The organism is Gordonia sp. IITR100 (assembly GCF_002009645.1).
Classification (GTDB): Bacteria; Actinomycetota; Actinomycetes; order Mycobacteriales; family Mycobacteriaceae; genus Gordonia; species Gordonia hongkongensis.
Window position 1 is genome coordinate 1 of record NZ_MVKV01000002.1, and the last position, 12,240, is coordinate 12,240.

General features: G+C 68.5%; 11 protein-coding genes and 1 rRNA gene. 2 read left to right on the top strand and 10 right to left on the bottom strand.

Going from position 1 to position 12,240, the window contains the following annotated elements:
- A 16S ribosomal RNA gene (locus tag B1818_RS03845) occupies positions 1–73 on the bottom strand; the annotation flags it as partial.
- A gap of 734 nt (positions 74–807) precedes the next feature.
- On the opposite strand from B1818_RS03845, the gene mftM reads away from it, so the two are divergent.
- The gene (gene mftM, locus B1818_RS03850) at positions 808–1,671 is read left to right on the top strand and encodes a mycofactocin oligosaccharide methyltransferase MftM (protein WP_058252765.1); all 864 of its coding nucleotides are present in this window, start codon (positions 808–810) and stop codon (positions 1,669–1,671) included.
- 35 nt (positions 1,672–1,706) lie between these two features.
- Here mftM and B1818_RS03855 read toward each other — a convergent pair whose 3' ends face one another.
- From B1818_RS03855 to murA, 7 genes are all read right to left on the bottom strand, one after another.
- On the bottom strand, positions 1,707–2,363 hold the full coding sequence (locus B1818_RS03855; RefSeq protein ID WP_058252764.1) for a response regulator transcription factor: 657 nt from the start codon (positions 2,361–2,363) through the stop codon (positions 1,707–1,709).
- On the bottom strand, positions 2,360–3,739 hold the full coding sequence (locus B1818_RS03860; RefSeq protein ID WP_058252763.1) for a GAF domain-containing sensor histidine kinase: 1,380 nt from the start codon (positions 3,737–3,739) through the stop codon (positions 2,360–2,362). The genes B1818_RS03855 and B1818_RS03860 overlap by 4 nt, the downstream gene beginning before the upstream one ends.
- Positions 3,739–4,914, bottom strand: coding sequence for an iron-containing alcohol dehydrogenase (locus B1818_RS03865; RefSeq protein WP_078112007.1), 1,176 nt, complete (start codon positions 4,912–4,914; stop codon positions 3,739–3,741). Before B1818_RS03865 ends, B1818_RS03860 begins: the two co-directional genes overlap by 1 nt.
- Positions 4,915–5,000: 86 nt before the next feature.
- Positions 5,001–6,557 (bottom strand): VWA domain-containing protein, encoded by a 1,557-nt coding sequence (locus B1818_RS03870; protein ID WP_058252774.1) that lies wholly within the window; start codon positions 6,555–6,557, stop codon positions 5,001–5,003.
- 5 nt (positions 6,558–6,562) lie between these two features.
- On the bottom strand, positions 6,563–7,672 hold the full coding sequence (locus tag B1818_RS03875) for a MoxR family ATPase (RefSeq protein ID WP_058252761.1): 1,110 nt from the start codon (positions 7,670–7,672) through the stop codon (positions 6,563–6,565).
- Between the two features lie 75 nt (positions 7,673–7,747).
- Complete coding sequence (gene mdo / locus B1818_RS03880; RefSeq protein WP_004021262.1) at positions 7,748–9,019, bottom strand: NDMA-dependent methanol dehydrogenase; 1,272 nt, start codon at positions 9,017–9,019, stop codon at positions 7,748–7,750.
- Positions 9,020–9,157: 138 nt separating this feature from the next.
- Positions 9,158–10,414 (bottom strand): UDP-N-acetylglucosamine 1-carboxyvinyltransferase, encoded by a 1,257-nt coding sequence (gene murA, locus B1818_RS03885; protein ID WP_058252773.1) that lies wholly within the window; start codon positions 10,412–10,414, stop codon positions 9,158–9,160.
- A 98-nt stretch (positions 10,415–10,512) separates the two neighbouring features.
- On the opposite strand from murA, the gene B1818_RS03890 reads away from it, so the two are divergent.
- Positions 10,513–11,205, top strand: a complete 693-nt coding sequence (locus B1818_RS03890; RefSeq protein ID WP_058252760.1) for a cob(I)yrinic acid a,c-diamide adenosyltransferase — start codon at positions 10,513–10,515, stop codon at positions 11,203–11,205.
- Here the strand turns inward: B1818_RS03890 and B1818_RS03895 are convergent.
- Both B1818_RS03895 and B1818_RS03900 read right to left on the bottom strand, forming a co-directional pair.
- The gene (locus B1818_RS03895; RefSeq protein WP_058252759.1) at positions 11,202–11,642 is read right to left on the bottom strand and encodes a DUF2550 domain-containing protein; all 441 of its coding nucleotides are present in this window, start codon (positions 11,640–11,642) and stop codon (positions 11,202–11,204) included. The two genes, B1818_RS03890 and B1818_RS03895, sit on opposite strands and share 4 nt — an antisense overlap.
- Before the next feature lie 215 nt (positions 11,643–11,857).
- Entirely contained in the window at positions 11,858–12,238 is a 381-nt protein-coding gene (locus tag B1818_RS03900; RefSeq protein WP_055474987.1) for a F0F1 ATP synthase subunit epsilon, read from the bottom strand.
- Positions 12,239–12,240 lie beyond the last annotated feature (2 nt).

The following is a 12,240-nucleotide window of genomic DNA, read 5'->3' on the forward strand; positions in this document are numbered from 1 at the left end:
CTTTCCGTTCGACTTGCATGTGTTAAGCACGCCGCCAGCGTTCGTCCTGAGCCAGGATCAAACTCTCCATGAAAAAACCGTGAAACAAAACCAACCCCACAAGGGCCGGCGTTTCAACACAATCAGGAAAGCACAACCTGACCAAAATAAACCTAGCAAAATGTGACACCCAGGACGGGGCCCGAACGCCACACAAAAAACAAACATCTACATCCACAAAGATGCACGATGCCAAATTGGCATCAGACAATTCATCATCACACTATCGAGTTCTCAAAGAACACACACCCACCAGCTACCCACCCCACATCAGGGCTCTCACCAGCAGACTTCGCATTCAACCTTGCCAGCCACCCCGTCTCCGGGGCAACTCTTCCAGCCTACCAGACCCCACCCGCAGCCCGCAACCCCGAAGAATTCCGAACCACTGAGAGACCCAGCAACCCCAAACACTCTACCCGAGCCACAACGACTCAAGCCAAAATATTCAGGGGCGGCCAGCCAAGAAACCCGGTCTCCACTCCCCACCATCAGACCCTTCCAGGCCCTTCCGGGGCGGCGCCGTGGCTCGCTGACTTGAAGAAAGTTACGCAAGCGGATCGCTGGGGTCAAATCGCCTGCTCGCCGCCCGCCAGTACAGCCATCGTCGCAGGTCATCGCTTTCCCATCGGAGTCGAATCCCGCTGCTGCGCGCGGATTTCGGTGAATCACATCGATGTGACGTGCGTCGCAGACCGTCCTTTCGGACAGGTCATCACCCCCGGTCGGTCAGTTATGCGCAGGTCAGAGGGTTCATACGGTCGAAACATGACCGCGACCGAACTGGCCACGACCCCGACGACCGCGCCCATCGGCGCATCGCCGGTACCCGGACTCCCACCGCGGGTTGTCTCGTCCGCGCTTGTCCCCGAGGGGTTCACGCGTTGCGGTCTCCTCTCCTGGCGCCGACAGGCGGGCGTCCTGCACATCGCCCATCCCTTCGACGAGCACAGCATCTCCGACGCCGTGGTCGTCGACGGACTCGTCGCTCTCGTCGAGGCCGGCGTGTTGGCCGGGCAGTCGCAGTTCGAATCCGCCGCGATGGGGATCATCCGCACCTCGGCGAGTAGGTCCACCGACGCGTGGGCGGCTTTCTACGACAACTCGCTTCGCGAACTACGCACGGGCGCATCGGCATTCGCGCCCGTCCACAAACGCGCGCGGAGACTCGTCTCGGGCGGGGCCGTCCTCGAGGTGGGATCGTGCTTCGGCTTCTTCGCTCTCGCCTGCGCCCTGGACGGTCTCCAGGTCGCGGCCTGCGACATCTCGCCCGGAGCGGTGTCGTTGCTCTCCGACGCCGCTCACCGACTCCGACTGCCCGTCGTCGCAACCGTCGGGAACGCGATCGCTCTCCCCTACGCCGACGACTCGGCCGACACCGTCACGCTCATCCATCTCCTCGAACACCTCGATCCCGCGGGGGCGCACGCCGCGATCGGCGAGGCCCTCCGGGTCGCCCGGCAGCGCGTGGTCATCGGCGTGCCGTTCGAAGACGAGCCGAGCCCGCACTTCGGCCACCTCGTCCGGCTCACCGAGAACGACCTGTGCGGCTGGGCTCGAGCCGTCCCGCATGCCGGCGCCGAGGTCCTCGTCGATCACGGCGGATGGCTCGTCCTCACCCCCGGGTCCTGATTCCTCGAGTCCGGCCGCGGTACCGAGCGACCGCGTCATATCAGCCCGCGTTTGCTGGCGATGTACACCGCGTCGGTCCGCTTGGACACCCCGAGCTTGCGAATGATGTTGCGAATGTGGAACTTCACGGTTGACTCCGAGATGTAGAGCGTCTCGCCGATCCGCTTGTTCGACAGCCCGTCGGCGAGGAGCCGCAAGACCTCGCGCTCCCGGTCGCTGAGTGCCTCGGACTTCTCGTTCTCGCCGGACACCGCGCGGAGGACGACGGCCGCGCTGCGCGGGTCGAAGGCGCTGCCGCCGCCGGACACCGCCTGGATCGCGCGCACGAGTTCGGTCGTGTCGACATCCTTGACCACGTACCCCCGGGCTCCCGCCCGCACGGCGCGCACGACCAGATCGTCGTCGAGGAACGTGGTCAGCACCAGCGCGGCGACCTCCGGGTGGCGCTGCGCGATCTGCTCGATGAGCCGCAGCCCCTCGTACTCGGTGCCCGCCGACAGCTTGAGGTCGACCACGACGACATCGGGGTGTCGGGCGTTCACCTCGGCCAGCGCGGCGTCGGCCGATCCCGCCTCGCCGACCACGTCCACGACGTCCTCGCGCTCCAGCAGCGACCGCATCCCCTGGCGCAGGAGGGCGTGGTCGTCGACGAGAAGGGTCCGGATGGGGCGCCTGATGTCGTTGTCACTCAACCGAACTCCTTCGTTCTGAGCGGGTCGTCGGGCGTCGCGGTGCCGGCCGTGCCGATCGGCAGCACCACCGCGACGCGGATACCGCCGATGCGCGACCGGCGGATCCGCAGTTCGCCTCCGAGCTCGGCGGCGCGCGAGGACATGTTGGCCAGGCCGCGGTGCCGTCCGGCCGTGAGATCGCCGAGCGACGCAGTGCGCATCACCCGGCGCAGATGTTCGGGATCACCGACGCCGTCGTCGTCGACCGACAGTGCGACGGTGTCCATGGCGTAGGTGAGGGTCACCGTGACCTGGTGGGCACGCGAGTGTACGGCGGTGTTGAAGAGGGCCTCGCCGGCGATCCGCAGCAGGGCGTGCTGGACCTCATCGGCAAGATCGCGCTCCCGGCCGCGCATGTGGACCGCCGTGCGCAGGTCCGGCGGCATGTGCAACGAGCACAGCTCGGTCAGGACGTCGCGCACACTCGGCGACGGCGCGTTCGTGGCGTTGTTGAGCGCGTAGATGAACGACCGCAACTGCTCCACGGCCTCCTTGGTCAGCCGGCCCGCCATCTCCAGGCGATCGAGTGCGGGACCTTCGACGATGCCGCGACACAGTTCGATCTGCACCCCCGCCGACAGCACCGACTGGGTGACCGAGTCGTGGAGCTCGCGGGCGATCCGTCCGCGCTCCTCGTTGAGCACGGTCGCCCGCATCGCCGCCGACAGTTCGCGCTGGGTACGTTCCAGTTCGGTGTTGCGCTCGGCGAGTTCCATTGCGTGGCGGTCGGTCTCGGAGAACAGCTCGGCGTTGAGCAGTGCGACGATCGCCTGGCTGGCCAGGATGCGCAGCACGACGAGATCGGTGGGATCGACCATGCGACCGACCGGTGTCCAGGCCGACAGTCCCCCGACGACGTTGCCGTCGAGTTCGACGGGGACGTGGACGTGGTCCTCCTGGAGGATCGCGCCGTGCAGGACGGTCTCGTGTCCGCGGAGGATGTCGTTGAGCCGGTTGAGCACCTCGTCGGGCAGGTCGTCGGGTGTGGCGGCCCGCTCGGACCCTTCGAAGGCGTAGAGCCGACCACCGCTCGCGCTGATCAGGTGGCGCGGGGCCGACTGCTCGAGTCGGCCGTCCGCGAGCGCGAAGACGACCCAGTCCGCGCCCAGATGGTCCCGTGCCGCCTCGACGACCGCGATGACCAGGGCCTCGGGCCCCTCAGCCGTACGGACGAGCGCGCGCGAAATCCGTTCCAGCGCATCGACGACGCGACTCAGTCGCGCCTCGACACCGCGCAGCGCCGCGTAATGGCTGCCCTTGACGCTGCGGAGTCCGACCAGGCTCTCGAGGTCGGCCTGTTCGGGGAGAGCGCTTCGCTCGGGCGACGGACCGGTCATCACAGCGCTTCGGCGTAGAGGTCCCGGATGCCTGCGGCCTGCGGACGCCGCGGGTTGGTGGTCATGCACGAATCGGCCAGCGCGTGGGCGGTGAGGCGGTCGAGGTCGGCGCTGCGCACGCCCAGCGGTTCGAGCGACGCCGGCATGCCGACCCGGGCGCCGAGCGCGGCGATCGCATCGGCCAGTCGGTCGGCGACGGTCCGGGCGTCACCGGATGTCTCGACCCCGATGGCGTCGGCCAGGTCGACGAAGCCGTCGGCACACACATGGGCGTTGTAGCGGATCACGTGCGGCAGCAGGACGGCGTTGATCGCGCCGTGCGGGGCGTCGCAGTGCCCGCCGACCGGGTGACTCATCGCGTGCGTGGCGCCGAGTATCGCGTTGGTGAACGCCATCCCCGCCCGTAGCGCCGCGAGCGACATCTCCTCGGCCGCCACCCGGTCACGCGGATCGTCGACGAGCCGTTCGAGATGCGTCCACACACCGCGAATCGATTCCAGCGCAAGCGAATCCGTGAGCCGCCCGTGCGCGAGCGAGACATAGGCCTCGACGCAGTGGGTCAGCACGTCCATGCCGACCTGCGCGGTGACCTCGGCGGGCGCGGTCATCAGCAGGGTCGGGTCGCTCACCGTCACATCCGGCACCAGCGACCGCCCGATGATGGTCACCTTGGTGCGCCGCTCGGCGTCGTTGATGATGCAGAACTGGGAGACGTCCGCGCCGCTACCTGCCGTCGTCGGCACCGCGATGAGCGGTGGGAGCGGTCGCCGCGCGCGGTCGATCCCCTCGTACTCGAGGATGTGGCCGCCGTTTGCAGCCAGCACGGCGACCCCTTTCGCGGCGTCGATCACCGAGCCGCCACCCAGTGCGACGAGTCCGTCGGCGTCGTGCGCCTTGTAGGCGAGGAACGCGGCCGCGACCTCGCCTGACCGCGGGTTCGGCGACACATCCAGGTACGACGCCGCGTCGAGTCCACCGGCGCGCAGCCCGGCGATCAGCTGGGCGTACCAGGGCGTGCGCTCGAGACAACGGTCGCTGACGACGAACGGTCTGCGCATCCCGAGTCCCGCCGTCGCCACCGGCACCTCTCCGAAGGCTCCCGGTCCGAGGACGATCTCCGGGGTGTGGAACTTGGCGACCTGGCCCGAGGTCCGGCGGCGCGCGTCACCCAGCATCCGACCTGCCTCCGATCCATCCGTCCCGACCACTCCGCTCGACCACACCGGCCGGTCGTCTCACCGGTACCCCGACGCTACCCACCTCATCGGAGCGCCGCACCCAACTCGTCGCAGCGCGCGAGCATCTCGGCACCGTCGCGCACGCTGACGACGCCGCTGCAGTGGTCGGCGTAGTCGGCCATCGCGCACCCGGACTGCTGCCAGTAGCGTTCGGGTTCCGGTGTGATCCAGGCGATCCGATGCGATCGCCGGCCCACCTCGGCGACGAGGTCGACGCGCGGGTCGAGTCCGTTGCTGCGCGCGTCCCCGACGACCAGTACCGAGGTCCGTCTGCTGATCAGGTCTCCGAACTCGCCCAGCAGTTCGCCGAACATGCGCCCGTAATCGCTCGTCGCGGCGAGATCGAGACCGTCGGCGGCCAGCACCGCTGCGAGGGCCGAGTCGGCGGCCGCGGTCCGCAATGCGGTCGTGACGCGCACCGGCCTATCCACGAACGCGATGACCTCGCAACGGTCACCGAAGCGGTGCAGTGTCTGTGCCAGACGCAGGATGAACCCCGTGACCGGCCGGACCGAGAGCGAGACGTCCACGAGGACGAGCATCCGGACCGGACCGGGGCGCCGGCGGCGTCGCCACAGTTCGGCGGGCACACCGTCGGTCGCGGCCGCCGCTCGCATCGTTGCCCTGATGTCCAGCGCACCACGGTCGACCGGACGGACCACCCGTCGCGGCGCGCCGCGCATGCGCTGGATCAGCCGGTGGCACGCGCGATCGATCTCCGCCTGGTCGACGTACCCCTCGGCCCGCCGGTCCGCGCCGGACACTGCCTCGACGACTCCGTCGGCGTCCAGTCGGGCGACCAGTGCGTCGACGAAAGCACCCAGTGCGCGTTCGAGTTCGGCTCTCCGCGCATCGCCGAGGTCGTCGTTGCCGTCGGTGCCGTATGCCTTGCGCGGATCGTAGGCGTCGAGTGCGGCGAGGATGGCGTGGGCGCCGGTCAGCCCGAGCGGCCGACTCGAGACCCGGGCCGCCGATCCGGTCAGTTCGCCGACGGTCGACGAGTCGGCGGAGTCGACCTCGACCGTGTAGGTCACTCCCCCACCGGTCGTGCCGCCGTCCGGGTCGACGCCGAGCTGCTCGGCGCCGGCCGAGACGCTGAAGTCGTTCTCCTCCCGGTGAGCGCTCTCGGCGTTCCGGTGCGCGGCGTCGGGATCGTCGGCCATCAGGTGGCCGATCTCGTCGGTGTGTTCGTCGGCGCCGATCTGGCGGGCAGCGCCCTCGAATTCCTCGTCCCAGACCACGTCATCGGGCAGATCGGCCGCGACGCCGCGGGCCCGGGGAAGGTCGTCCTCGTCGGCGCTATCGGGTTCGGCGCCGAGGAAGAAAAGCTCGAAGGCCCGCTCGAAACCCGCTGTCTCGTAGCCGTATTTGACGCACACGCTCTGTAGCGCCGCACGCAGGACCGCCGGCTCGGCACAGCCGACCATCGACAGGGTCCGCCGGATCTCGATGACCTCGGCGGGCGAGGCCGCGATCCCGGAGCTCCGCAGGACCCTTCCGAACGCGACCGCGAGCAGGTCGAGCGGGTCCGCCCGCCTCGCCTTCGCGACGGGTACCGGGGTGGCCGACGCCGCAGTCATCGGCGTCATCGTCCCGGTCGGACACCCGCACTGCGGGCGCGCCCCGCTCCGAAGGCGCGCGCGGTCACCGACCCTCCGGGCGTGGTCCCGTCCACGCCGACCGGCGAGCCTGCCGGCGGCGACCCTCCGTGTTCGGAAGACAGAGCGCGACGGGCGATCTCGCCGTCCGAACCGAACTTCACGAGCAACGCCAGCAGAGCGCTGCGATGCTCGGCGTCGATCGGCGTGCCCACCTGTCCGTCCCGTGCTCCGAGGTACGAGGCGGCCCGCGCGGCGTCTATGACCTCCGCGATGGACGGACTCTTGCGCAACGGGAGATCGCGAAGCCGCCGGGCGAGGTCGACGACCTCGCCGATGATCGTCTCCTCGACGTCGGGGGCGCGGACCGCGACGATGTCCCGCTCGGTCTGCGGATCCGGGTAGTCGACCTGGAAGTGCAGGCAGCGACGTTTGAGCGCGGGCGAGAGTTCGCGGGTGTCGTTGGAGGTCAGGATGACCCACGGCGACGACCGTGCCGTGAACGTCCCGAGTTCGGGGACCGTCACCTGGCGCTCGGCGAGGACCTCGAGCATCACCGCTTCCATCGCCTCGTCGGTGCGGTCGATCTCGTCGACGAGCAGGACCGTCGGCGAGGGCGACGTGATGGCCGCCATCAGTGGCCGGGCCACCAGGAAGTCTTCGGTGTAGACGCCGACCTCGGCGCGCGCCAGCGCCGAACTCGCGGCCGAGAGGGTCGTCTCGGCGGCGAGTTCCGCACTGATGCGATCGCGCAGCATCTGCACATGGAGAAGCTGTCGTGCGTAATCCCATTCGTAGAGGGCACGCGACTCGTCGAGACCCTCGTAGCACTGCAGCCGTACCAGCTCGCGCCCCGAAGCCGCCGCCAACGCCTTCGCCAGCTCCGTCTTGCCGACCCCGGCCGGCCCCTCCAGCAGGAGGGGCCGGTCGAGGAGCGTCGCGAGATGGACGACGACCGCGAGTTCCGGACCGATCAGGTAGCCCTGCTCACCCAACGCGTCGGTCAGCTCCTCCACGGACGGGAAGGAACGGCTGTCCGGGGTGATGTCCCGGGTGATGTCCTCGGCGGTTTCCCGAGGTGCGCACACGTGCGTCATCGGATGTCGGACTCCTTGTCGGCCTGCGGTTCTCGGAACAGTCGGGATCTCGGATCAGGCGGGCGAGCGGGCGGATCAGTAGCTGCCCGTGAATGCGTGCGCCACCATCGGAATCAGCGATTCGACGGTGCTCTCACGCGGGTTGCCCGGCGTGCACCAGTCGTCCATCATGTGCTCGGCGATGGCGCGGATCTGCTTGTCGGAGGTATCCATGGTCTCGCCACGACCCTCGTACTTGCCGGTGTTCATCCGGTTCTTGTCGTAACTGCTCGTCGACAGCTGACCGAAGTTGTCCGGGATACCAAGGTCTTTGCCCAGCCGGATGGCCTCCTCGACGGCGGCGTCGGCGGCCTGGACCGTCGTCATCTTCGATGTGTCGACACCGAGCAGCGCGGCGATCTCGGCGTAACGCTCGTAGCGAGACGGCAGGTTGTACTCCCAGACGCGGGGAAGGGCGATGGCGTTGTTCAGCCCGTGATGGCTGTCATAGAACGCGCTCACCGCATGCGACAGCGAGTGCACGAGACCGAGGCCGCCGGAGTTGAACGCCTGCGCGGAGATGTACTGCGCGTACATCATCCCGGTGCGGGCCGCCAGGTTTCGCGGGTCGTACACGGCGGTGCGCAGATGGTCGCGGATCAGCTCGATCGAGTACTTGGCATTGCCCAGCGAGGGTGCGAAGTCCAGACGCGACACGTAGGGCTCGCTCGCGTGCGCGAGCACGTCGAAACCGCAGAAGGCGGTGAAGTGCTCGGGGCACGTGTAGTAGAGCAGCGGGTCGTCCATCGCCAGGTCGACGAGGCAGGTGTCGTCGAAGGCCACCCATTTGTGCGGCTTGTTCATGTCCGAGGTATCGGTGATGACGTAGGCCCAGGAGGTCTCCGAGCCGGTGCCGGCCGTCGTCGAGACCGCGATGTGCTTCGGATTCTCCTTGTTGGTGGCCTTGGAGAAGCCCTCGAACTCGTTGATGTTGCGGCCGTCGTGGGCGATGACCATACGTGCACCCTTGGCGGCGTCGTGGCTGGAGCCGCCACCGACCGAGATGATGCCGTCGCACTTCTCCGACTGGTAGAGGGCCGCGGCGTCCATGCAGTTGTAGTCCTTGGGGTTGGACTCCACCTGGTCGTAGAGCACCACGTCGACGCCCTGGTACTCGATCTTGCCGATCAGCTCCTCGATGATCCCGGAGCCGCGTAGACCCGTCGTCATCAGGAGCGCACGGGTCATGCCCAGGTCCTTGGCCTCGACACCGAGCATGTCGTGCGCGCCGACACCCAGCTTCGCCTTCGGGAACGGATGGAACTCCTTGATCGGGAAGTCCCAGATCTGGTTCAGCTCAATGGCCATGGTGGTGAACTCCTTGTGACGGTTGGTCTGTCACAACGAGAATGTCGTCCAGATCACAACCGGGACAAGGGGTCCTGCCCGTCCTCGACCACAGTGCACCCGGCCGGACGGGCCGGTACCTGTCCGATCGGACAGGGTTCAGTCGCGCACGCGCTCGATCTCACCGCCGAGACTGCGCAGGATCTCCACGAAGTGCGGGTACCCGCGGTCGATGTGCTCGACGTCGTGTACTTCGGTCACGCCGTCGGCGACGAGCCCGGCCAGCACGAGGCCGGCGCCCGCCCGGATGTCCGAACACCAGACCGGCGCACTCGACAGGCGGTCGATCCCGCGGATGACGGCGTGGTGGCCGTCGGTCCGCGCATCCGCACCGAGACGGACCATCTCCTCGACGAAGCGGAACCGGGCCTCGAAGACGTTCTCCGTGATCACCGACATGCCGTCGGAGATGGCGGCGAGGCCGATCGCCATCGGCTGCAGATCGGTGGGGAATCCGGGAAACGGCAACGTCGAGACGTTGACGGCGGTGGGCCGGCGGTCGTGCCGGACCCGGAAGCCGTCGTCGAAGGTGTCGACCACCGCGCCGGTGTCGCCCAGTTTGTTCAGAACCAGCTGCAGGTGCTCGGGTTTCACGCCGCGCACGGTGACGTCACCGCGCGTCATGGCGGCCGCAATCCCCCAGGTGGCACCGACGATGCGGTCTCCGACCACCCGGTGCGTCGTCGGATGCAGCCGGTCCACACCGACGACGGTCAGGGTCGAGGTGCCGGCGCCGTCGATCTGTGCGCCCATCTGCTGCAGCATCACGCACAGGTCGACGATCTCCGGCTCGCGGGCGGCGTTGTCGATGGTGGTCTGTCCCTCGGCCAGCACGGCGGCCATGAGGATGTTCTCGGTCGCCCCCACCGACGGGAACTCCAGCGCGATCGGTGCGCCGACCAACGTGTCGGCCTCGGCCACCACGCAGCCGTGCTCGATCGAGCTGGTGGCGCCGAGGGCGCGCAGACCCGCCTGGTGCATGTCGAGCGGCCGCGACCCGATCGCGTCTCCGCCGGGCAGCGCCACGACGGCCCGGTGACAACGCGCCATCAGCGGGCCGAGGACACAGACCGAGGCGCGGAACTGCCGGACCGCCGCGAAGTCGGCATGGAACTTCGGCTCCGCCGGCGCCGTGATGGTGACCGTCTCGCCGTCCATGTCGACGACCGCACCCAGACCGCGGAGAACGTCCGCCATCAGCGGGACATCGGCGATCTCGGGTGCGTTGGTCAGCACGGTCGTCCCCTCGGCGAGGAGGGCCGCGGCCATGAGTTTCAGGACGCTGTTCTTCGCGCCCCCCACTGCCACCTCGCCGGACAGACGCGCTCCCCCGGACACCAGAAACCGATCGCTCACGACTGCCACCTTAACCGTCCGGGGTCACCGGCCCACCGGCCAGTACGTCCTCCGACCGTGCGTCCGATCCCGTGGGTCCGGCGCAGTACATTCGACGCATGGCGGTACACCTGACGAGGATCTACACCCGAACGGGCGACGACGGCTCCACCGGGCTGAGCGACTTCTCCCGGGTGTCCAAGACCGATCCGCGTGTCGTCGCCTACGCCGATTGCGACGAGGCGAACGCCGTCATCGGTGTCGCCCTGGCACTCGGGGGTGACGTCCCCGACGACCTGCGGGAAGTGCTCACGACCGTCCAGAACGACCTCTTCGACGCCGGCGCCGACCTCTCCACGCCGGTCGTCGACGACCCCGAGTACCCGCCGCTGCGCATCGCGCAGGATTACATCGACGCCCTCGAGCGCTGGTGCGACTCCTTCGGTGCCGATCTGCCCGCACTGGACTCGTTCATCCTGCCGGGCGGCACACCGCTGGCTGCCCTGCTGCATCAGGCACGAACGGTGACCAGACGGGCCGAGCGCTCGGCGTGGGCCGCGGTCGCCGCCCACCCCGACGACACCAGCGTGCTGCCCGCGAAATACCTGAACCGGTTGTCGGATCTGCTGTTCATCCTGTCGCGGGTGGCGAACCGCACTCGCCCCGCCGCGGGAGGCGACCAGCAGGGCGCGAACTCCCCCGGCGACGTCAAGTGGGTTCCGGGCGGCAACCGGCAACGGCCCCCGGCGAAGCCGGTCCATCAAGACCCGGCGAAGACGGGCGGGAAAGCCCCGGCGCAGCCGGATTCCTAGGCGCTGCGGCGCCGCTGCGATCTCGCGGACTGCCGGGATTCGAGCCAGGACTGGAACGCGGTCACCGCACCCGGGCCCATCGCCAGTTCGTAGTCGTCCTCGGCGCGGCCGGCGGTCTGCACCTGGAGGATGAGCATGCCGTCGAGGATCTCCGTCTCGGTGCCCTCGGGGGCGCGACGACCGGAGATCTCCATGCCCTGTCGTGCGAACGTCACGTTCGGCCCCGGTTTCAGCGACGTGAGCCGGTAGTAGCGCAGAGAGTCGTCGCTGTAGTGCACGGTGCCGTGACGCCATCCCTGGTCGACGCCGGCCGGCACCGTGCGCAGCAGGACCGGAGTGCCCGCGCGACGGAGTTGCGCCAGACGCAGCGCCAGGAAGCCACACAACAGGAGCGCCACCGCCAGCAGCACACTGAGCATCACGACCGCCAGCGACATCACCTACTCCTTCGTGCAGTCACCGCGGATAGGCGAAGCGTCGAACCCGGTAGGGCTCCAGACGGCTTGGGCTGCATACACGCGGGACAGGGGGGCTGTGGAACAAGCATGCCAGAACGTGCACATGAGACGCCAAACGACCTCGGCCGGCCATCGGAGAATTCCGATGGCCGGCCGAGGTCGGTCGTTGACCCTAACCGCTCGCGCGGCTCGCTCTACCGGGAAAGGTGTTGTGCCGCAGTCAGACGCGCGTGAGCACGGTGGTACTCGGGCGAATCCGGCTCCGCCTCGTCGAGCGCGGTCTTCTCCGCGTTGACGTCGACGTCGTCGGCCCAGTCGGCCGACTCCGCCAGCACCGTGACGGCCTCGCCGGTGACGGAGAGGAACCCGCCCTCGACCGCTGCCGCACGACGGTTGCCGTTCTCCTCGACGATGACCACGAAGCCACCCGGGACCAGCTGGCCCAGGAGCGGCTCGTGGTTGGCCAGGACACCCAGCTCACCGACGGTGGTCTGCGCGATCACGAACGTGGCCTCTCCCGAGTACAGGCTCGAATCCGCGGAGACAACCTCGACGTGGAAGGACTTCTCAGCCATGG

Coding starts and splice junctions, on each gene's coding strand:
- mftM (WP_058252765.1), top strand. CDS start 808: ATGACCGCGACCGAACTGGCCACGACCCCGACGACCGCGCCCATCGGC.
- B1818_RS03860 (WP_058252763.1), bottom strand. CDS start 3,739: ATGACCGGTCCGTCGCCCGAGCGAAGCGCTCTCCCCGAACAGGCCGAC.
- B1818_RS03865 (WP_078112007.1), bottom strand. CDS start 4,914: ATGCTGGGTGACGCGCGCCGCCGGACCTCGGGCCAGGTCGCCAAGTTC.
- B1818_RS03870 (WP_058252774.1), bottom strand. CDS start 6,557: ATGACTGCGGCGTCGGCCACCCCGGTACCCGTCGCGAAGGCGAGGCGG.
- B1818_RS03875 (WP_058252761.1), bottom strand. CDS start 7,672: ATGACGCACGTGTGCGCACCTCGGGAAACCGCCGAGGACATCACCCGG.
- mdo (WP_004021262.1), bottom strand. CDS start 9,019: ATGGCCATTGAGCTGAACCAGATCTGGGACTTCCCGATCAAGGAGTTC.
- B1818_RS03890 (WP_058252760.1), top strand. CDS start 10,513: ATGGCGGTACACCTGACGAGGATCTACACCCGAACGGGCGACGACGGC.
- B1818_RS03895 (WP_058252759.1), bottom strand. CDS start 11,642: ATGTCGCTGGCGGTCGTGATGCTCAGTGTGCTGCTGGCGGTGGCGCTC.
- B1818_RS03900 (WP_055474987.1), bottom strand. CDS start 12,238: ATGGCTGAGAAGTCCTTCCACGTCGAGGTTGTCTCCGCGGATTCGAGC.